This window comes from Streptomyces sp. C36 (genome assembly GCF_040932295.1).
GTDB lineage: Bacteria > Actinomycetota > Actinomycetes > Streptomycetales > Streptomycetaceae > Streptomyces > Streptomyces triculaminicus.
Map to the genome: position 1 here is coordinate 320,925 of NZ_JBFQGI010000007.1, position 18,132 is coordinate 339,056.

Annotated in this window: 22 protein-coding genes; 11 read left to right on the plus strand and 11 right to left on the minus strand. The window is 70.0% G+C overall.

Translation table 11 applies throughout. The features are described from left to right. Positions 1 to 115: 115 nt before the first annotated feature. Both AB4K12_RS22775 and AB4K12_RS22780 read left to right on the plus strand, forming a co-directional pair. Positions 116 to 1,045, plus strand: a complete 930-nt coding sequence (locus tag AB4K12_RS22775) for a 1-phosphofructokinase family hexose kinase (RefSeq protein ID WP_368435959.1) — start codon at positions 116 to 118, stop codon at positions 1,043 to 1,045. Positions 1,046 to 1,135: 90 nt separating this feature from the next. Continuing rightward, positions 1,136 to 1,984 carry a class II fructose-bisphosphate aldolase gene (locus AB4K12_RS22780; RefSeq protein WP_368435960.1) on the plus strand — a complete coding sequence of 283 codons (849 nt, stop codon included), beginning with the start codon at positions 1,136 to 1,138 and terminating at the stop codon, positions 1,982 to 1,984. On the opposite strand, the gene AB4K12_RS22785 is transcribed toward AB4K12_RS22780, so the two are convergent. Both AB4K12_RS22785 and cdgB read right to left on the minus strand, forming a co-directional pair. Then, positions 1,965 to 2,948, minus strand: coding sequence for a carbohydrate-binding protein (locus AB4K12_RS22785; RefSeq protein WP_368435961.1), 984 nt, complete (start codon positions 2,946 to 2,948; stop codon positions 1,965 to 1,967). The genes AB4K12_RS22780 and AB4K12_RS22785 overlap by 20 nt on opposite strands. Positions 2,949 to 3,127: 179 nt before the next feature. Then, complete coding sequence (gene cdgB / locus AB4K12_RS22790; RefSeq protein ID WP_368435962.1) at positions 3,128 to 4,933, minus strand: diguanylate cyclase CdgB; 1,806 nt, start codon at positions 4,931 to 4,933, stop codon at positions 3,128 to 3,130. Positions 4,934 to 5,399: 466 nt separating this feature from the next. On the opposite strand from cdgB, the gene AB4K12_RS22795 reads away from it, so the two are divergent. Next, positions 5,400 to 5,951 (plus strand): flavin reductase family protein, encoded by a 552-nt coding sequence (locus tag AB4K12_RS22795; protein WP_362253379.1) that lies wholly within the window; start codon positions 5,400 to 5,402, stop codon positions 5,949 to 5,951. A 210-nt stretch (positions 5,952 to 6,161) separates the two neighbouring features. On the opposite strand, the gene arfB is transcribed toward AB4K12_RS22795, so the two are convergent. Next, positions 6,162 to 6,590: an alternative ribosome rescue aminoacyl-tRNA hydrolase ArfB gene (gene arfB, locus AB4K12_RS22800; RefSeq protein WP_086567008.1), complete on the minus strand. Its 429-nt coding sequence runs from the start codon at positions 6,588 to 6,590 to the stop codon at positions 6,162 to 6,164. A gap of 198 nt (positions 6,591 to 6,788) precedes the next feature. On the opposite strand from arfB, the gene AB4K12_RS22805 reads away from it, so the two are divergent. Then, a complete protein-coding gene (locus tag AB4K12_RS22805; protein ID WP_086567006.1) occupies positions 6,789 to 7,364 on the plus strand; it encodes a TerD family protein in 576 nt (191 codons plus the stop codon). Positions 7,365 to 7,450: 86 nt separating this feature from the next. Here AB4K12_RS22805 and AB4K12_RS22810 read toward each other — a convergent pair whose 3' ends face one another. From AB4K12_RS22810 to AB4K12_RS22820, 3 genes are all read right to left on the minus strand, one after another. Further along, complete coding sequence (locus tag AB4K12_RS22810) at positions 7,451 to 9,013, minus strand: MFS transporter (RefSeq protein ID WP_368435963.1); 1,563 nt, start codon at positions 9,011 to 9,013, stop codon at positions 7,451 to 7,453. A gap of 71 nt (positions 9,014 to 9,084) precedes the next feature. Then, complete coding sequence (locus AB4K12_RS22815) at positions 9,085 to 9,792, minus strand: tRNA-dependent cyclodipeptide synthase (protein WP_086567003.1); 708 nt, start codon at positions 9,790 to 9,792, stop codon at positions 9,085 to 9,087. A gap of 7 nt (positions 9,793 to 9,799) precedes the next feature. Then, positions 9,800 to 10,582: a 2OG-Fe(II) oxygenase gene (locus AB4K12_RS22820; protein ID WP_368435964.1), complete on the minus strand. Its 783-nt coding sequence runs from the start codon at positions 10,580 to 10,582 to the stop codon at positions 9,800 to 9,802. 252 nt (positions 10,583 to 10,834) lie between these two features. Here AB4K12_RS22820 and AB4K12_RS22825 point away from each other — a divergent pair, with 252 nt between their 5' ends. The 5 genes from AB4K12_RS22825 to AB4K12_RS22845 all read left to right on the plus strand — a co-directional run bounded on the left by AB4K12_RS22825 (position 10,835) and on the right by AB4K12_RS22845 (position 14,818). Continuing rightward, a complete protein-coding gene (locus AB4K12_RS22825) occupies positions 10,835 to 11,215 on the plus strand; it encodes a hypothetical protein (RefSeq protein WP_368435965.1) in 381 nt (126 codons plus the stop codon). A 301-nt stretch (positions 11,216 to 11,516) separates the two neighbouring features. Then, positions 11,517 to 12,035, plus strand: coding sequence for a hypothetical protein (locus tag AB4K12_RS22830; protein ID WP_368435966.1), 519 nt, complete (start codon positions 11,517 to 11,519; stop codon positions 12,033 to 12,035). Between the two features lie 90 nt (positions 12,036 to 12,125). Next, positions 12,126 to 12,968, plus strand: coding sequence for a DUF4097 domain-containing protein (locus tag AB4K12_RS22835; protein ID WP_368435967.1), 843 nt, complete (start codon positions 12,126 to 12,128; stop codon positions 12,966 to 12,968). A gap of 78 nt (positions 12,969 to 13,046) precedes the next feature. Then, positions 13,047 to 14,030: an ATP-binding cassette domain-containing protein gene (locus AB4K12_RS22840; protein ID WP_368435968.1), complete on the plus strand. Its 984-nt coding sequence runs from the start codon at positions 13,047 to 13,049 to the stop codon at positions 14,028 to 14,030. Further along, positions 14,027 to 14,818, plus strand: coding sequence for an ABC transporter permease (locus tag AB4K12_RS22845; RefSeq protein WP_368435969.1), 792 nt, complete (start codon positions 14,027 to 14,029; stop codon positions 14,816 to 14,818). The genes AB4K12_RS22840 and AB4K12_RS22845 overlap by 4 nt, the downstream gene beginning before the upstream one ends. 23 nt (positions 14,819 to 14,841) lie before the next feature. Here AB4K12_RS22845 and AB4K12_RS22850 read toward each other — a convergent pair whose 3' ends face one another. Continuing rightward, entirely contained in the window at positions 14,842 to 15,048 is a 207-nt protein-coding gene (locus AB4K12_RS22850) for a DUF397 domain-containing protein (RefSeq protein WP_368435970.1), read from the minus strand. Beyond that, entirely contained in the window at positions 15,032 to 15,883 is an 852-nt protein-coding gene (locus tag AB4K12_RS22855) for a Scr1 family TA system antitoxin-like transcriptional regulator (protein WP_368435971.1), read from the minus strand. Before AB4K12_RS22855 ends, AB4K12_RS22850 begins: the two co-directional genes overlap by 17 nt. Positions 15,884 to 15,994: 111 nt before the next feature. Here AB4K12_RS22855 and AB4K12_RS22860 point away from each other — a divergent pair, with 111 nt between their 5' ends. Next, positions 15,995 to 16,345 carry a hypothetical protein gene (locus AB4K12_RS22860; protein ID WP_368435972.1) on the plus strand — a complete coding sequence of 117 codons (351 nt, stop codon included), beginning with the start codon at positions 15,995 to 15,997 and terminating at the stop codon, positions 16,343 to 16,345. Positions 16,346 to 16,464: 119 nt separating this feature from the next. Here the strand turns inward: AB4K12_RS22860 and AB4K12_RS22865 are convergent, their stop codons facing one another. Beyond that, positions 16,465 to 16,650: a hypothetical protein gene (locus tag AB4K12_RS22865; RefSeq protein ID WP_368436094.1), complete on the minus strand. Its 186-nt coding sequence runs from the start codon at positions 16,648 to 16,650 to the stop codon at positions 16,465 to 16,467. Between the two features lie 167 nt (positions 16,651 to 16,817). Then, positions 16,818 to 17,120 carry a hypothetical protein gene (locus tag AB4K12_RS22870; protein ID WP_368435973.1) on the minus strand — a complete coding sequence of 101 codons (303 nt, stop codon included), beginning with the start codon at positions 17,118 to 17,120 and terminating at the stop codon, positions 16,818 to 16,820. Positions 17,121 to 17,339: 219 nt separating this feature from the next. On the opposite strand from AB4K12_RS22870, the gene AB4K12_RS22875 reads away from it, so the two are divergent. Further along, positions 17,340 to 17,531 carry an antitoxin gene (locus AB4K12_RS22875; RefSeq protein WP_368435974.1) on the plus strand — a complete coding sequence of 64 codons (192 nt, stop codon included), beginning with the start codon at positions 17,340 to 17,342 and terminating at the stop codon, positions 17,529 to 17,531. A 7-nt stretch (positions 17,532 to 17,538) separates the two neighbouring features. Here AB4K12_RS22875 and AB4K12_RS22880 read toward each other — a convergent pair whose 3' ends face one another. After that, positions 17,539 to 17,985: a GNAT family N-acetyltransferase gene (locus AB4K12_RS22880; protein ID WP_368435975.1), complete on the minus strand. Its 447-nt coding sequence runs from the start codon at positions 17,983 to 17,985 to the stop codon at positions 17,539 to 17,541. Positions 17,986 to 18,132: the final 147 nt, after the last annotated feature.

The window sequence follows — 18,132 nt, forward strand, 5'->3', positions numbered from 1 at the left end:
ATTTGGGGCACGGCGGCAGGTCCGGAGGTCTGGGCCTGCCGCCGCTGTTTTGGCATGATCGCTGGCGCGGTCCGTCCCGTGACCCCATGTCCCCCGGTCGAGAAAAGAGGCGCCGATGATCCTCACGGTCACCCTCAACGCCGCGCTCGATCTCACCTACCGCGTACCGCACCTGCGCCCACAGGCCGAGCACCGCGTCCCGCCCGCCGTCGAACGCCCCGGCGGCAAAGGCCTGAACGTCGCCCGCGTCCTGGCCTCGCTGGGCCACGAGACCGTGGCCACCGGCCTCGCCGGCGGCGCGACCGGAGAGACCGTCCGCACACTGCTCGCCGAGACCACCGTCACCGACGAGTTCGTCCGCATCACCGGCCCCACCCGCCGCACGGTCGCCGTCGTCGACGCCTCGGCCGGCGACACCACCCAGCTCAACGAGACCGGCCCCGACGTCACCCCCGCCGAATGGGCCGCCTTCGACGACCGCTACACCCATCTCCTGCGCGACGCCCGGGCCGTGGCCCTGTGCGGCAGCCTCCCGCCGGGCGTTCCCGTGGGCGCGTACGCCCACCTCGTACGCGCCGCCCGCGCCCGGCGCATACCGGTGCTGCTGGACACCAGCGGCGAACCGCTGCGCCGCGGCATCGCCGCCCGCCCCGACGTCGTCAAGCCCAACGCCGCCGAACTCGCCGCCCTCACCGGCACCACCGACCCCCTGCGCGCCGCCGTCGCCGCCCGCCGCCGGGGCGCCCACGCCGTCGCCGCGTCCCTGGGCCCCGACGGCATGCTCGCCCTCACCCCCGACGGCACCTGGCGCGCCACCCCACCGAAGCCCTTGCCGGGCAACCCGACGGGGGCGGGCGACTCGGCGGTGGCGGGCCTGCTCTCGGGCTGGGCCGAAGGCCTCCCCTGGCCCGAACGCCTGGCCCGGGCCGTGGCCTTGTCGGCGGCGACGGTGGCCGCACCGGCGGCGGGCGAGTACGACGCGACGATGTACGAGAGGCTGCTGGGGCAGGTGAAGGTCAGCCCCCTTAGCCCGTCCGGCGCCTGACCATTTAGCCCGTCCGGCGTTTGAGGACAAAGGGGGTCCGGGGCGCAGCCCCGGTTACGGGAAGGGGCGGGGTGGGGGAAAGAAACCCTCATGCCACTCACCCGCACCGCAGACCTCATGACCGCCGCCCGAACCGCAGGCGAAGCCGTCGCGGCCTTCAACGTCATCACCCTCGAACACGCCGAGGCAATCGCCACCGGAGCCGAAGCCGCAGGCGCCCCGGCCATCCTCCAGATCTCCGAGAACGCCGTCCGCTTCCACGGCGGCGACCTCGCCCCCCTCGCCGCCGCCACGGCCGCGGTGGCCCGCGCCTCGAGCGCCCGTCTCGCGCTCCACCTCGACCACGTCGAGAGCACGGACCTGCTGCACGCCGCATCGGCGCACGACTTCGGCTCGGTGATGTTCGACGCGTCGAAGCTCCCGTACGGAGACAACGTCAAGGCCACGGCGGCGGCGGTCCGTTGGGGCCGTGAACGCGGCATCTGGGTCGAGGCGGAACTGGGCCGCATCGGCGGCAAGGCGGGCGACGCCCACACCCCGGGCGTACGCACGGACCCGGCCGAGGCGGCGGCCTACGTCGCGGACACCGGCGTGGACGCCCTGGCCGTGGCGGTCGGCAGCACCCACGCGATGACCGAGCGCACGGCCACCCTCGACCACGCCCTGATCACCGCCCTACGCGAGGCGGCCGGCGTACCGCTCGTCCTCCACGGCTCCTCGGGCGTACCCGAGGCCGAGCTCCGGCGCGCGGTGGCGGCCGGCATGACGAAGATCAACGTCGGCACGGCCCTGAACACGGCGTACACGACGGCGGTACGGGCCCACCTGGCCGCCCACCCCACCACGGTCGACCCGCGCAGGTACCTGGTCCCTGCGCGGGAGGCGATGGCGGAGACGGTGGCGGCCTACCTGGAGGCCGTCAGGCTCCGCCCTTGGTGAGCCAGAGCTGGTCGAGGTGTACCTCGCACGCGTTGCCCGGCTCACAGGAGACCTTGATGGTGTTGGTGCCCTTGTTCAGCCTGATGACGGACCAGGTGTTCTTCCACCCGGCCTCCCAGTCGCCATCCTTCGTGCCACCGAAGTTCTTCATGCTGATCGGCCGGGTGTCGCCCTTGCCGTTGGTGGAGATGGTGAGGTTGGCGTCCTTGCCGGGCACGCCGTACCGGGCGTTCAGGCGGTACTCGCCGGCCGAGTCGACGTCGACCGTCCACTCCACGGCGGCACCGACCGTGTTCATGTTGGTGATGTACAGCCCGTCGTCGGCCTCCGCGCCCTTCACCGTCTTCTCGGTGGTGGCGCCCCCGCTCAGCCGCAGGCTGGCCGCGTCGCGCTTCTTCAGCCCGTTGGCGGAGGGATTCTTCGGCTGGTCGTCCTTCTTTTCTTTTTCCTTCTTCTTCTCGGAGTCGTCGGGCTTACCCGAGTCGTCCGTGACGACCTTGCCGCTGTCAGCGCCGGCTTTGGCGCCCTTGTCGTCCGAGCTGTTGGTCATGACCGCCACGCCGATGCCGCCGGCCACGACCGCGACGACGGCTATCGCCGCTATCAGCAGCCCGCGCCGCTTGGGCCGGTCGGACGCGCCGTGGCCGCCGTGGGAGCCACGGCCGGTGCCCGCGCCCGCGCCGGTGCCCGGGCCGGAGGGGGCGGGTGCGCCGCCCGGCAGGGTCTCGGGGGCGGAGTAGTGGGGGTGCGACTGCTGGGCGCGCTGCGCGGCGGGCTGCTGGCCGTACTGGCGGGAGCCGACCGGGCGTACCTGGTTGTACGACGTGCGCGGGACACCCGGCTGGCGGGCGGCGGTCTGCTGCTGGCCGCCCTCGGTGGCCCCGTCGCCGCCTTCCGAGCGGTACAGGTAGCCGAACGGGTCGTCGTTCTCCGGCGTACCGGTGCCGTTGTTACCGGCCGTCATCCCCTGTCACTCCCCACATGGTGTGCCCATCGGCGCCCACGCTCCTGTGCGCCGAAACCGTGGCTTTCGAGGCCGGGGCGGCGACCACGGTCGGCGGCGGTGCCGCATCGGCGCAGCCTACCTCGAGCCGACGGGATCACGCCGTGGTCCAGACCTCACGAAGAGGTGCAAACCAGCCCTCACCCGGCGCGTCTGCCCGCCTTCGCACGCGACCGTTTCTCTATGTACATCCGCTGGTCGGCGGAATGCAGCACCTCGTCGGCGGACATTCCGCAACCGGCCCAGCCGATTCCGAAACTCGCCCCCACCCGGACGGCCCGCCCGTCGACCCTTATGGGTGGAATGATCGCGTTGCGCAGCCGGGCCGCGAGGTCCTCGGCGTCGGCCTGGCCCAGGCCGTCGGCCAGCACCACGAACTCGTCGCCGCCGAGACGCGCCACCGTGTCGCCGTCGCGGACGCCGTTGCTCAGCCGGTGGGCCACCTCGATCAGGACGGCGTCGCCGGTGTGGTGCCCGAAGCGGTCGTTGATCGACTTGAAGCCGTCGAGGTCGCAGAAGAGGACGGCCAGCCCCTTGGCGCCGTCGTCGGTACCCTCGTCGGGGGCGATGGTGTGCTCGTGGTGGTCGTACGCCCCTGCGGTCATCCCGGGCAGGCTTCCGAAGTCGTCCGGCACGAAGTCGGGACCGGTGTCGGAGCCGAAGCCGTGCCCGTGCGGTACGGGGCCGTGCCCATGCGGTACGGGCTCGCCGACGCGGCCGAGGGCGGAGGCGGGGGCGGCGTGTCCGGCGTGGGCGTGCCCGGCGTAGGCCGCCACGCCCGCGGCGCTCTCCACCTCCGCGAAGGCGTCCAGGTGGCCGTACGGGCCGACGGCCGCCGTGGCGTGCGCCTCGCTGCCGGGCGGGCGGGCGCACAGCCGGCTGCTGAGGCGGGAGCGCAGCTCGGCGCTGTTGGGCAGGCCGGTCAGGGAGTCGTGGCTGGCGCGGTGGGCGAGCTGCAGCTCGTGCCGCTTGCGCTCCTCGATGTCCTCGACGTGGGTGAGCAGGAAGCGCGGCCCGTCGGCGGCGTCGGCGACCACGGAGTTGCGCAGCGAGACCCAGACGAACGTGCCGTCGCGGCGGGCCAGGCGCAGCTCCGCGCGCCCGCCCTCGGCCGAGGTGCGCAGGAGGGTGCCGACGTCCTCGGGGTGGACCAGGTCGGAGAACGAGTAGCGGCGCATCTGGGACGCCGAGCGGCCGAGCAGCCGGCACAGGGCGTCGTTCGTGCGGTGCAGCCGGCCGTGCTGATCGCCGCCCAGTTCCGCGATCGCCATGCCGCTGGGCGCGTACTCGAATGCCTGGCGGAAGCTTTCCTCACTCGCGCGCAGCGCCTGCTGTTCCCGCTCGAGTCGGACCAGAGCGCGTTGCATATTTGCGCGTAGACGAGCGTTACTGATCGCAATCGCGGCCTGCGACGCATACATCTGGAGAGCCTCTCGCCCCCAGGCCCCCGGCCTGCGGCCGTTGGTCGGTTTATCGACCGAGATCACGCCGAGCAGCTCTCCGCCGGACGGCCCGGTCGTGTACATCGGGGCGAACAGGCGGTCCATCGGATGCCACTCGTGGACGAAGCGCGGGGCGCTGCCGCCGGTGTGCCACTGAGGCACGTCGTCGTCGTCGAGGACCCAGCCCTCGGTGTACGGAATGAACCGCAGATCGCCCCAGTGCTCGCCCATCGCCAGGCGCCGCTCCCAGGACACCCGGGAGCCCACCCGGCCCGCCATCAGGGCCTCGGCGCTGGCGCTTCCCGCCACCGCCGCCACGACCAGATCACCGTCCGGTCGTACGAGATTCACGGCCGAGAGCTCATAGCCGAGCCCGGTCACGATGCCGTCGGCAACGGTCTGCAGTGTGTCCGCGAGGCTGCGCGCGGTGTTCAGTTCCGCGATCGCCCGGTGCACCTGTCGCAAGGTCGCCAGGCGGACGTACGGCTCCGACTCGGTCTCCATAGCTCGCTCTCCCCCGAGACCTCGACAGCAACTCCAGGCTTCTTGTTCGTCCGTTTACCGGGCCACTGAATCACAGCGAGCTGACCACTCGGTACACAGGGTCAACAATTACCGCCCTCTGTGACTCATGTCACATGATGTGATGGTGTTCCAATACTGGCGTTCGACTGCAGCTCTATGCTTCCTGAACGCAAATCCGGCGGCCCATTGATGTCACTTCCGGGGCGATTTCCTGATCCATTCGCAGCAGTTCGACGGCACCTTACCGGCGGTTCCCAGCCGCTTTCCCGCCGCTTTCCGGGGCCTTGTTGGCCTCCTCGCGACCGCTCGGCCCGGCTTCCCGATCATTTCCGCAGGTAACGGACGCCTCGCCGCGCTCCGCCGCCGTACGGTGCCTGCGACCTAGGACCCGTCTGGTCCCCCAGCCCGATGCGGGCCGCACCCGGGTGCGGCTAGCGTGCTGAGCGTGTTGCAGACGACTTCGCCCACAGAGACCGGCATAGCTCATCCTGAAGGGGTGACCGCCGACGAATTCCGTGCCGCCCTCGCCCGCCTCGCCGCGGGCGTCGTGCTGGTGACCGCGCACGACCCCGAGGACGGTCCGCGCGGCGAGGACGTCGGCATGACGGCCACCGCCTTCCTGTCCGTCTCCCTCGACCCGCCGCTGGTCATGGTGAGCGTCCGCGACGGCTCGCGCATGGACGACCTCCTCGAGCGCCAGGAGCTGTGGGGCGTCTCGGTGCTCTCCGAGAGCCAGCGCCACATCGCGGGCCGCTTCGCCATGAAGGGCCGCATCAGCGACCGGCTGCTCTTCGAGGACATCCCCTACGAGCGCGGCAAGGAGACGGACGCGCCGCTGGTGCGGGGTGCGCTGTCGGTGCTGGAGTGCCGGACCGAGCAGCGGGTGGCGGCCGGGGACCACACGCTCGTCATCGGCCGGGTGCTGCGGGCGGACACGCCCAGCACGGAGAGTGGGCCGCTGACGTACTTCCGGGGGCGGTACCGGCAGTTGGGCTGATCGCCGTTGTCGTGGTGCGGGGGCCGCGGGCTCCGGAGGGTGTTCCGGAATCGGATATTTACGGGCCCGGTGCCGTCTCACGTGATGCGTGCCCTCACATTGGGCCCACAAATATCCGGCAGCATTCCGGAACACCCTCCTGCGCCCCCGGCCCCCTCCCGTCACATCGACCAGACGGTGCGGGTGGGACACCAGGGCTTGGGGTGCGCCCTAGCCCCAGTCGCGTCCCGTGCGGCCTCGCTTCGTCTCGCCGCGGGCCTTCTTCTCGCGGAGACGTCGTTCGTTGATGCCGCGCGGAATCTTCGTGGGGCGCCGCGGCTTCGGCGGGGGTGCCGTCGCCTCGGCCAGCAGGGACGCCAGGCGTACGGCCGCTGTCTCGCGGTTGCGCCACTGGGAGCGGTGCTCCGAGGCCCGTACGGTCACCACGCCGTCGACGAGCCGGCCGGCGAGGCGCTCGAGCGCGCGCTCCTTCCATACCGGCGGGAGGGCTTCCGTGGCGGCGAGGTCGAAACGCAGCTCGACCTGACTGTCGCTCGTGTTCACGTGCTGTCCGCCGGGCCCGGAGGAACGCGAAAAACGCCACATGAGCTCCGCCTCGGGAAGCGAGACGGAACCGCGGATGACGTGGGGACCGGACATGCCCCCATGATCCCGCGCCCCGGGCGGCCCCGTCACCTCGATTTATGGGGCGGGTGCCACGGCCGGCGTCAGGAATGAGCAAAGAAAGTAAAGGGAGCTGGAACCCTCCCTCCCCTTGTTCGCGTTATCCGGGGTGACTGTAACTTCGAGTGCGCGAGCCGCCAGCGGGCTCGCGAACCGACGAAAGGGACACATCCGATGGCTGTAAGCCTGTCCAAGGGCGGCAACGTCTCCCTCACCAAGGAGGCCCCGGGCCTGACGGCCGTCACGGTCGGCCTCGGCTGGGACGTGCGCACCACCACGGGTACGGACTTCGACCTCGACGCCAGCGCCATCGCGGTCAACGGCGGCGGCCGGGTCTACTCCGACTCGCACTTCGTGTTCTTCAACAACAAGTCCACCCCGGACCAGTCCATCGTGCACACCGGTGACAACACCACCGGCCAGGGCGAGGGCGACGACGAGCAGATCAACGTCAACCTGGCCGCGCTGCCCGGCGACATCGAGAAGATCGTCTTCCCGGTCTCCATCTACGACGCCACCGCGCGCTCGCAGAACTTCGGCCAGGTCCGCAACGCCTACATCCGCATCATCAACCAGGCCGGCGGCGCCGAGATCGCCCGCTACGACCTGAGCGAGGACGCCGCCACCGAGACCGCCATGGTCTTCGGCGAGCTCTACCGCCACGGCGCGGAGTGGAAGTTCCGCGCGGTCGGCCAGGGCTACGCCTCGGGTCTCGCGGGCATCGCCCAGGACTTCGGCGTCAACGTCTGAGCCACGCAGGCTCGGTAAACGCGTGCGTGGGGGCCGCCGGGATTCCGGCGGCCCCCACGCGTCGTATCAGGCGGTCCGTGTCGTCGTCAGACGGTCTCCTTCGTCACCGCGGCTTCGGGGGCGGCGCCGGTCGTGGCCGCGGCTCGCCGGCCGGCGAGGCCCAGCAGTCCGACGACTATGAGCGCGGCGAACGAGGTTCCGGCCACCATCCACATCGCGGCCTGGGTGCCGTCCGAGAACATCCGGTCGAAGACCTCGCCGACCTGTCCGGAGGTCAGCGACGTGTGCTCCCGCAGCAGATCGGCCGCCCGCTCCGGGTCGGCCACCACGTCGTGCGTCCAGTCCCCGGCGGGCGCGTGCAGCCGGGCCAGCGCCGAGGTCAGACCGTCCTCCGCCTGGGCGCGGTAGAGGACGATGCCCACCGCGAGGCCGATGGCCCCGCCGAGGTTGTGGAACGTCCACGAGGACCCCATCGCGAGCCCCGCCTGGCGTTCGGGCACGGACGACAGCGCGGACACCGTGGCCGGACCCAGGATGCAGGCCCAGCCGAGCCCCATCGCCACCAGCGCGACGGCGACGTACGCGAGCGACGTGCCGCCCTCCAGGCGGGTGAGCAGCAGCGCCGAGACCGTGAACGCCGCGAAGCCCACGAGCAGGAGGCGGCGCGGGCCGAAGCGGTCGGTCAGCCGGCCCACGAACGGCGACAGCACGGCCATGACGGCGGTGCAGGGCAGCAGCAGCGCGCCGGTCGCGTAACCGCCGTAGCCGTGCACCTCGTGCAGGTAGAGCGGCATCAGGAAGAGGACGGTGGTGTAGAAGCAGGCCAGCGCGAAGTCGGAGACGATGGCCGTGAGGAACGAGCGGTGCCGGAACAGCCGGAAGCTGATGATGGGGTCGGCGGCGCGGCGCTCCACCGCGTAGAAGGCGATCAGGACGACGAGCGCGAAGGCCAGCAGCCCCAGCGTGCGTCCGCTCGACCAGCCCCATGAGCCGCCGAGGGTGAAGGCGAGCACGACGGCCGGGATGCCGAGGCTGATCAGGACGAGGCCCGGCCAGTCGACGCCGGGTCCGGCGTCCTCGTTACGGGACTCGCGGACGCTGAACGAGCACAGGGCCAGCGCCAGCGCGACGAGCGGGACGTTCACCCAGAACACCCAGTGCCAGCCCAGGGCGGAGACGATGACGCCGCCGAGCAGGGGGCCGATGGCGAGGCCGACGCCGTTGACGCCGTAGAGGGCGCCGATCGCGCGGCCGCGCTGGGACTCGGGGAAGGCGTTCTGCACGATGGCGCCGGTGGAGGTGTACAGGATGGCGCCGGCCGCGCCCTGGAGGAAGCGGAAGGCGATGAGCCAGCCCGTGCTGTCCGCGAACCCGGCCCCCAGCGAGGCCAGGCCGAAGACGACCGTCCCCGCGTAGAGGACACGACGCCGCCCGTACGCGTCGGCCAGTCGGCCCATGGTCACCATGAACATCGACAGGGCGACGATGAACATGTTGACGATGAGCTGCAGGTCGGTCACGGAGGCGCCCAGATCCGACTGGATCTGGGGGGCGGCGGTGTTGACGATGGTCAGGTCGATACAGCCCAGGAAGCTGATCAGCCCGACCCCGGCGAATGCCCACCATTTACGGTCGGTTGATGTCGTCACAGTTCGTGTCCTCTACACGTATAGCGGCGTTGCTAAGCGGGGGGATGTGCGATGCCCGCTGAGTGCCGTGTTTATGCCGCGGCTTCGGGCACGGCGGCCCGCTTCTTGAACCTCAGGGACAGCCACCCGCCCTTCCCGGGGTATTCCCCGGTGACGAACTGTCGCTGCGTTTCAGCCATCGCGGTGGTCATGGGCTGGGGATATATGACGTAGTCGTACCCCTGATGAGCCCACATCGGCATGATGATGGGACATTCCTCGATGAGGTAGGACAAGCAGTTCCTGAAGGCGAGTTCGGTATCGGCCTCCGGGTCACGGGCGGTGAGCCGGTCGATGAACTTGCCGATGGTCGCGTCGACCGCCGCCCGATAGCCGGGATCCTCGGCGTAGGCCCGCTCCACCCGCTCCCGGAACGCCCCGTACTCGGGATCCTGCAGCGTCTCGTCCCAGCGCAACACCTCATTGCTCACGGACAACTGTCCGAGAACCTTTTCGTTGCGTTCCAGCCATTCGTCGCCCTCCCTGAGAGCCCTTTCGTAGGCCTCCTCGGGAGAGAGGTGCAGGTAGTTGGTGCGCTGCAGGGTGTCGGCGACGGCGATGGTCAGCTGCTTGAATCCGCTGCGGTTGACCAGTTCCACGGTCGCCCGCAGCTTGTCGCCCTCGTGATAGCGCTGGCCGACGCTCACCAGCAGAATGGCCCGGGTTCCGGCCAGCGTCAGCTTCTTGGCCTCCTGACCGAAATTCGCCTTGGTCCGGCCGTCGATGATGTAGTCGTTCATCAGGGTGTCAGCTCCACAGCTCGAGGGGCCGGTCGGTGCCGTAGTAACCGATGAAGTGCCCCAGCGTGATGCGCGGTTCGTCGCCGGACGGCCGTACGGCGTGGATCTGCCGCGGGTTGAGCAGCAGCAGATCGCCGGGCTCCGGCTTGATGACCTCGACGGGCGGGCCGAGCTTCTCGCGCTCTATGCCCCAGACCCGCTCGCCCTTGAGCTCGTTGTAACTCTCCTCGCCCGGCTCGGTCCCCCACAGCTCCAATTCGCCGCCGACCCGGGGAATGTTGACGTAGATGTTGACCGAAAGCTGCGCCGTGAGCCCCTGCGCGTGGTCGGGCGGCAGGTTGCGCTCGAGAGCGTCGGTGTGCGGGTTGAGGTCGACGTCCTTGTGCTGATAGCGGCAGATGCCGATGAAGGCCTTTCGGCCATCGACGTGCATCAGGTTCGCGCCGGCGTTCCAGGTCTCCTCCAGCAGCAGCCGGAGAACATCACTGGGCGAGGCGTAGGGCGCGAACAGATCCCGCATCCGCTGGATATTGGCGCGCGCCTCGGAGTGATAACGGTCCCTGGACCGCTCGTCGCTGATCTCCGAGTAGGCGAAGCCGACCCGCTGGAACGCCGTGTCCTGGCTCAGTCCGCCCCGATCGGGGTGGTCGTAGAGCTGGGCGCGTGCGGACGCCAAGGCTTCCGGATGAATAAAGCCGGGTATGTGCACGGCCAATGCGGTGCCTTCGACGATGGCAAGGATGTCGTCGTGGGACAGCTCGGCCGCACTTTTTCTCGTGATGACAGTCATAAGACCTTCTCCGTATGCAGGTGGGCAGGCAAAAGAGACCGCCGGCACATCCGAGACGCACCTCGGGACGATCGGTGGCCACTACATCCGTGTTAACGCGTTAAGGTCAAAGGCAGTTGATCGGCAAAGCGTTGAGTTTCGGCAAGCCTGGCTCGAAGGCTTCCCCGCCCGTCGAGGGCGTCTGTCGGGGCCGCGCGCATCTGAGTACGCGTACGGATGCGCGACGCCCCCACGCCCGTCGACGCTGGCCTCATGACGACAGCGGACGCAGGCCAGAAGCGGGACCAGGACGGTACGGCGGGTGGGCAAGGGCCCTACATCGTGGCCATGCTCGTCCTCACCCTGATCTTCCTGAGCCCGGCGATCTGGCTCTGGACACTGCAGCTGCAGACTGTCCGGAACCCATCGGGTTCGGACTGGGCGGGCAACCACGAGGCCAACGTCCACTTCGCCCAGCTCACAGGCCTCATCGCCGGCGTCCCCGTCGCAGGCGGCTTCCTGGGCGCCATACTGGCGGCGGGCTTCCGCCGCCACGCGGGCGCGGGCGCGGCGACCGGCGCCTTCCTGGCCGCGGTCGGCCTCATCGCCTTCGGCGTCTACGAGTTCGCCGTCCACTTCCAGCTGGCCCCATAAGGCCCGAAGGGCCGACACCCGGAGGACCGACACCCGGAGGACCGGCGGCCGAACGGCCCGGGCAGGGAGCCGCATGGCATCGCTTGGCGTCACGTGGCGCCGGGTGGTGCCACGTGATGCCACGTGATGCCACGCGGTGCCATTTCTCGCTCCGGGAAGCGCGCGGGCGGGCGTGGCGCCACAGTGACTCAGGTCGATTTCTTGGCGTTTGCACAGGTCAGGGCGGTCAGCGTCGCGCACGCCACACGCATGGCGCCACCCGGGCTTGCAGGTGGCGCCACCGTGGTGCCATCATGGCGTCATGGACTTGACCCCGTATGTCGACACCCTCCGCCGCGAACTTGCGGTGGCCGCCGAAGCCGGCGGGGAGGAAGCTCGTGAGCTGGCCGAGCGGCTCACCGCTCCTTTGGAGTCGGCGACCCGTCTGACCATGCTCAATGTGCTCTCCGCCGCGATGGACGAGATCACCCGCGAGCTCGCCCCCGGCTCCGTCGACGTACGGCTGCGCGGGCTCGACCCCGACTTCGTGGTGACGCCGCCGCCCGCCGGCCCCGGCGCCATGGAAGTGGCCGCCGCGCCCGCCGAACTGCTCAAGGCGCACGCGCCCGCCGAAGGCGACGAGGGCGGCACCGCCCGCGTCAATCTGCGTCTTCCCGCCCACCTCAAGGCGCGCGCCGAGGAGGCCGCGAGCCGCGAGGGCCTGTCGGTCAACGCCTGGCTGGTACGAGCCGTGTCGGCCGCGGTCGACGGCGGCACCCGGCCGCGTACGCCGGAGAAGACCCGCACCGTCGGACAGAGCTTCACGGGCTGGGTGCGCTAGCCGCGCCCCCGCCCGCCCACGAAAAGCGCGGCACCCACACCACGTCCCACCTGCGGGGACGACCCGAAGACCCAAGAGGACGGTACAGCCATGCCTTCTTTCGACACTCCCGAGCCGATTTCGACCACCGCCCGCGTGGAGGCCGGCTCCATCCAGTTCATCGCGAGCGACCGCCTCGACACGGTCGTCGAGGTGCGGCCCCGCGATCCGAAGAAGGACCTGGACGTGCGCACGGCCGGCCAGACCGAGGTCAGCTACGCGAGCGGCGTTCTGGCGATCAGGACGCCCAAGTCCAACCTCTTCGGGCGCACCGGCGTCGTCGACGTGACGGTCGAACTGCCCACGGGCTCACACATCGACATGACCGGCGCCTGGACCCAGGTGCTCGGCGAGGGCCGGCTCGGCGAGGTCCGCATGAAGACCTCGTCCGGTGACGTCCGCCTCGACGCGACCGGGCCGCTGAACCTGACCGCCTCCCACGGCTCGATCACCGTCGACCGCATCGAGGGCGCGGCCGAGATCACCACCAGCACCGGCAGCCTGCGCGTCGGCACCGTCAACGGCTCCGCCGTCCTGAAGAACTCGCACGGCACCACGACCGTGGGCGCCGCGACCGGCGACCTGCGGGTGAGCGGCGCCCACGGCGACATCGACATCGCGCGCGCCGAGGGCTCGGTCACCGCCACCACCGCCCACGGCACGGTGCGCGTCGCCGACGTCGCGCGCGGCACAGTGCAGCTGGAGACCTCCTACGGCGCCATCGAGGTCGGCATCCGCGAGGGCACCGCCGCCTGGATCGACGCCAACTCCGGCTCCGGGCAGGTGCGCAACAGGCTCACCCCCTCCGAGACCCCCGAGCAGACCGAGGACACCGTCGAGGTTCGCGCCCGGACCCGCAACGGCAACATCGACGTGCTCCGCGCCCGCGTCTGAGCACCGGCCCCCGCCAACTCCTCCACTCCCCCAGCCACTTCAGCCTTCGAACGGGAGGGCCCCATGCGGTCTCTTGTCATGCCCACATCCAAGCGGAGCGGTCCGCAGTCCCCCACCGCCGTCTCCACCATCGGTCTGCGCAAGTCCTACGGCGACAAGACCGTGCTCGACGGCATCGATCTGCACATCCCGGCCGGATCCGTCTTCGCACTGCTCGGCCCCAACGGCGCCGGCAAGACCACCACCGTGCAGATCCTCTCCACCCTCATCTCCGCCGACGCCGGGCAGGCCCAGGTCGCCGGTCACGACGTCGCCACATCACCGGACGGCGTACGCGCCGCGATCGGCGTCACCGGACAGTTCTCCGCCGTCGACGGCTTGATCACCGGCGAGGAGAACATGCTCCTCATGGCGGACCTGCACCACCTCTCCAAGCGCGAGGGGCGGCGGGTCACAGCAGATCTGCTGGAGCGGTTCGACCTCACCGAGGCGGCGAAGAAGCCCGCCTCCACCTACTCCGGCGGCATGAAGCGCCGCCTCGACATCGCGATGCCCCTGGTCGGCGATCCGCGCATCATCTTCCTCGACGAACCCACCACCGGCCTCGACCCGCGCAGCCGCCACAACATGTGGCAGATCATCCGCGAGCTCGTCTCCGACGGCGTCACCGTCTTCCTCACCACCCAGTACCTGGACGAGGCCGACGAACTCGCCGACCGCATCGCCGTGCTCAACAACGGCAAAATCGCCGCCGAAGGCACCGCCGACGAACTGAAGCGGCTCGTCCCCGGCGGACACGTCCGGCTCCGCTTCACCGACCCGGCCGCGTACCAGGCCGCCGCCTCCGCCCTGCGCGAGGCCACCCGGCACGACGAATCCCTCACGCTCCAGATCCCCAGCGGCGGCAGCCAGCGCGAACTGCGCTCCATCCTCGACTGGCTGGACGCTGTCGACGTCGAGGCCGACGAGCTCACCGTCCACACCCCCGACCTCGACGACGTGTTCTTCGCCCTCACCGGCGACGCCGACACCCCCGAACAGCCCAAGGAGATTGCCCGATGAGCTCCCTGTCCCTGGCCCTGCGCGACTCGTCCACGATGCTGCGCCGCAACCTCCTGCACGCCCGGCGCTACCCGTCCCTCACCCTGAACCTGCTGCTCACGCCAATAATGATGCTGCTCCTCTTCGTCTACGTCTTCGGCGACGTGATGAGCGCGGGCATCGGCGGCGGCGGTGCGGACCGCTCCGCGTACATCGCGTATCTCGTCCCCGGCATCCTGCTCATGACCATCGGCGGCACCGTGGTCGGGACCGCGGTCTCCGTCTCCAACGACATGACCGAGGGCATCATCGCCCGCTTCCGCACCATGGCGATCCACCGCGGTTCAGTGCTCGTCGGGCACGTCGTCGGCAGCGTGCTGCAGTCGATCGCGAGCGTGGTCCTCGTCGGCGCCGTCGCCGTGGCCATCGGCTTCCGGTCCACCGACGCCACACCCCTGGAGTGGCTCGCGGCGTTCGGACTGCTCGTGCTCTTCGCCACGGCGCTCACCTGGATCGCGGTCGGCATGGGCCTGATCAGCCCGAACGCCGAGGCCGCCAGCAACAACGCGCTGCCGATGATCCTGCTGCCGCTCCTGTCCAGCGCCTTCGTCCCGATCGACTCCATGCCCGGCTGGTTCCAGCCGATCGCCGAGTACCAGCCGTTCACACCCGCCATCGAAACCCTGCGCGGCCTGCTCCTCGGCACCAAGATCGGCAACAACGGATGGCTCGCCGTCGCCTGGTGCCTGGGCCTCGCCGTCCTCGGCTACTTCTGGTCCACCGCGAAGTTCAACAGCGACCCGAAGTAAACCGCGTAACCGCCATGCGGCCTCTACGCCTTCACGTCGGCGACGAAGGCCGCCCAGGCAGGGGCCGTGAAGGTGAGGGTGGGGCCGGTGAGGCGCTTGCTGTCCCGGACAGGGACCAAGGTGGGTATGTTGTCGGCGACTTCGACGCAGTCGTCAGTGCCACCAGCGCCGGGACCGCTGTACGAGCTCTTGCGCCATACCCAGACGCCAGGATCATTCTCGGTTGCCATCCGCGTACTCCTCCGCAGCCGCTTCGATCAAGGTGAGCGAGGAGTCGCGCGGCAGTGCGGCGGCCCTCGCGAAATCGTAGGCACGCTGCAGCTTGGCAACGAGGGCGGGACCGTCCATCAAGCTGCCGCTCATGGCGCCTTCCGAGTAGGCGACGGGCGGAGCGTCGTCAAAGGTCATGAGCTTCAGCATCCCGCCGAGCACAGGAGCACCGGAACTGTACGGCAGGACCTGCACGACCAGGCGATCGCTGCGCGCCAGTGATGCCAGGTGCTCCAACTGCTCCCGCATCACAGCAGCTCCGCCGGTGGGGCGCCGGATCACATTTTCGTCGATGACCACCCACAACAAGGGCGTTGTTGGCTGCGCGACGATGCATTGTCGCTCGAGCCGCGCGGCTACCCAGGCGTCGATGTCGTCATTCGGGGCCAGCGGAAAGCCACCCTTGAACACCGCCCGCGCGTAAGCCGCAGTCTGCAGCACTCCCGGCACGAACATCGGCGCGTACGCATGAATCTCGGTGGCGATTCCCTCGAGGTAGGCCACGTCCGCAAAGTAGGGGACGTTTGTCGTGCTGTTGATGAGCTCCTCGCACATCCGCGCGAAGAACCCGTCCGTCCCCAGCTCCGCGTCGATCCGCTCGGCGACATCCAGCTGCGGTTTACGCACCCCGGTCTCGAACTGTCCGATGTACGTGCCCGAGCAGAACACGCGTCTGCCCAACTCCTGCTGTGACAGCTCGGCAGCCTCCCGTCGCCGCTTCAGTTCCGAGCCGAAGAACTCCCAGCCCACCTTCGACTGCCCGTAGCGGCCCGAGCGACGTGAATCCTTGGCCACGGCATAACTCCCTTTAACAACAGGCGTTTTGCGGCGGGGCACCCCCTCCCGAAGCCTAGCCCCGCACGGTCACGCTCTCTGTACAGCCAGTGAAAAAGCGAAGGGAACGCCGTGCGCGACAACACCCCCACCCCGCCGGAGGCGATGACGTACCGCGAGGGCACCTACGTCGTCGACACCCGCAACGCGACGCTCGCTCAAGTCATGGGCACCCTCGGCCCCCACGTACAGGTACGACGTCCCGGTGGCGGCCGGGAGTGGGAGGTGCCGCCGCAGACGTTGCGGCTGGCGACGCGGGAGGAGCGGGCGGCGGCCGTTCGGGGGCCGGCGTGCGAGGAGTGCGCCAGGCTGCAGGCGGCGCAGCGGGCGGCGGTGGACGGGGGCCGCAGGGATCAGGCGGTCGCGGCGACCGTGAGCCTGCGCACCCATGTCCGTAAGACCCACCTGGGGCGTACGTCATGACCGTCTTCACCACGGGCCGTATGCGGGCCGACTGTCGTCATCAGGCGGGCTGGACGCACGCCGGCGGGATGTCGACATGCCGGCGGTGCGGGGTGCGGCGGTTCACGGAGTACGGGGCACTACGGCCGCCCGGCCTGCCGCAGGCCGTGGCTGTCGGGGCAGAAGGCGAGCCAGTAGACCAGGAAGACGAAGACCGCGATGAAGGGCGAGGCCAGCAGCAGGTTCCACTTCCTGGTGCCTCGTCGGGATCGTTTGATGCCGTCGGCGATCGCCCGTTCCAGATCCCGCTTCTCGCACCAGTCCATGCGCCGCTCGCCCACTCGCACAACCCGTCGGCTACAAGGAACCGCACGGTAGCGCCGCCGGCTCCGACGCTCAAACGATATTGCCCCGGCCGGCGGTGCTCGCCGAGGCGGCCGGGTTCAGAGGCCGGTGACACCGTCCACGTACTCGCGCCGGTCGGGACACCCCCTCAGCCAGGGGCGTCCTGGCCGATCGCCCGGATGACGTCGGCAAGCCACACCAGGTGGTAGCCCAGGGCCCGGTCCTGGTGAGCGAGCAGGTCCTCAATGCGCTGCCATGACTCCGACAGCTGCCCGATCGTGAGTGTCTTCGGCTCGTCGAGGACGTCGTAGAGCTCATCGCCCGGGACGGACCAGAAGTACTCCTCGTCGAGCGTCACGGTGGGGCCGGCGGACGCTTCCACCTGACGGAGCACCACATCGAAGGCGTGGCGAAGTCGATCGAGCGGGATGCGCAGGGGTTCACCGGTCATGAGCGAGATTGTCACAGCCGCCCTGAGGTCGGACTCACCGGACAGGCACGGGGGCGGGCACCGGGGCGGCCTCGGGGCATCGGTCATGCGCGCGGTTCGTTCCGCCTGGGCCGCGCCACGCGCCCCCTGGGGGCTCCCGCGCGCCCCCGGCCTGGGATGCGGACGGACGTGATGGCGGCGATGCTGAGGGGGTCAGGCGTTCCCCCAAGGAGGACGAACATGTCCATGCTCGACAAGCTCAAGGGCCTGATCAAGGGCCATCCGGACCAGGCCAGGCAGGGCGTGGAGAAGGCCGGCGACGCGTTCGACGCGAAGACGCAGAACAAGTACCAGAGCCAGGTCGACGCCGTGCAGCGGAAGATGAACGAGCAGATCGACGCGGACCGTCCGCCCACCGACGAGCAGCGCTGACCCGCTCTCACCAGAGCCGGTCGATCTCGCCCGGGTACAGCGCGATGCGGCTGCGCCGGAACTCGGCCGCGTGCCGCGTCGCGCGCTCGGTGAAGAAGCCGGCCATGGTGACCTTGTCGAAGCCCGGCTGGTCGCTGGGGAAGGGGGCGTGCGGGGTACCGCCGATCAGGGCGGTCCCGTCCAGGTGCTCCCATCCCGCGCTCTCGTAGAAGGCCCGCAGCGGACGGTCGCAGGTGAAGAGCGCCAGGTCCGCCTTCGGCATCGGGTTGGCCTTCGGCGCGGACGGAAGCGATCCGCTTCCCGCGATCAACTCACGGGCGGCAGCCACGAGCTGTCGCCCGTTTCCCTTGCCCCGGTGGGCCGCCGCCGTGACGACGGCGCTCAGTCCGGCCGCCCGGTAGGAGCGTCCGGCATGGGTGATGTCCTTGCTGAGAATGTCGAGTGCGGCGGTCACGACGCCGTATTCGACTCCCCCTGTCGCGGAGGGGGTTACCAGTAGTACGGTCACAGGACTCAGTAGCGGATCATGGGCGTCATCGCCCGCTCCCGGCCATGCCTCGTCGCGCAATGCGTCGACTTGTGCGCGAAGTTGTTTCGGAAC

Coding starts and splice junctions, on each gene's coding strand:
- AB4K12_RS22775 (WP_368435959.1), top strand. CDS start 116: ATGATCCTCACGGTCACCCTCAACGCCGCGCTCGATCTCACCTACCGC.
- AB4K12_RS22780 (WP_368435960.1), top strand. CDS start 1,136: ATGCCACTCACCCGCACCGCAGACCTCATGACCGCCGCCCGAACCGCA.
- AB4K12_RS22785 (WP_368435961.1), bottom strand. CDS start 2,948: ATGACGGCCGGTAACAACGGCACCGGTACGCCGGAGAACGACGACCCG.
- cdgB (WP_368435962.1), bottom strand. CDS start 4,933: ATGGAGACCGAGTCGGAGCCGTACGTCCGCCTGGCGACCTTGCGACAG.
- arfB (WP_086567008.1), bottom strand. CDS start 6,590: ATGTCCGGTCCCCACGTCATCCGCGGTTCCGTCTCGCTTCCCGAGGCG.
- AB4K12_RS22805 (WP_086567006.1), top strand. CDS start 6,789: ATGGCTGTAAGCCTGTCCAAGGGCGGCAACGTCTCCCTCACCAAGGAG.
- AB4K12_RS22815 (WP_086567003.1), bottom strand. CDS start 9,792: ATGAACGACTACATCATCGACGGCCGGACCAAGGCGAATTTCGGTCAG.
- AB4K12_RS22820 (WP_368435964.1), bottom strand. CDS start 10,582: ATGACTGTCATCACGAGAAAAAGTGCGGCCGAGCTGTCCCACGACGAC.
- AB4K12_RS22825 (WP_368435965.1), top strand. CDS start 10,835: ATGACGACAGCGGACGCAGGCCAGAAGCGGGACCAGGACGGTACGGCG.
- AB4K12_RS22830 (WP_368435966.1), top strand. CDS start 11,517: ATGGACTTGACCCCGTATGTCGACACCCTCCGCCGCGAACTTGCGGTG.
- AB4K12_RS22835 (WP_368435967.1), top strand. CDS start 12,126: ATGCCTTCTTTCGACACTCCCGAGCCGATTTCGACCACCGCCCGCGTG.
- AB4K12_RS22840 (WP_368435968.1), top strand. CDS start 13,047: ATGCCCACATCCAAGCGGAGCGGTCCGCAGTCCCCCACCGCCGTCTCC.
- AB4K12_RS22845 (WP_368435969.1), top strand. CDS start 14,027: ATGAGCTCCCTGTCCCTGGCCCTGCGCGACTCGTCCACGATGCTGCGC.
- AB4K12_RS22850 (WP_368435970.1), bottom strand. CDS start 15,048: ATGGCAACCGAGAATGATCCTGGCGTCTGGGTATGGCGCAAGAGCTCG.
- AB4K12_RS22865 (WP_368436094.1), bottom strand. CDS start 16,650: ATGGACTGGTGCGAGAAGCGGGATCTGGAACGGGCGATCGCCGACGGC.
- AB4K12_RS22870 (WP_368435973.1), bottom strand. CDS start 17,120: ATGACCGGTGAACCCCTGCGCATCCCGCTCGATCGACTTCGCCACGCC.
- AB4K12_RS22875 (WP_368435974.1), top strand. CDS start 17,340: ATGTCCATGCTCGACAAGCTCAAGGGCCTGATCAAGGGCCATCCGGAC.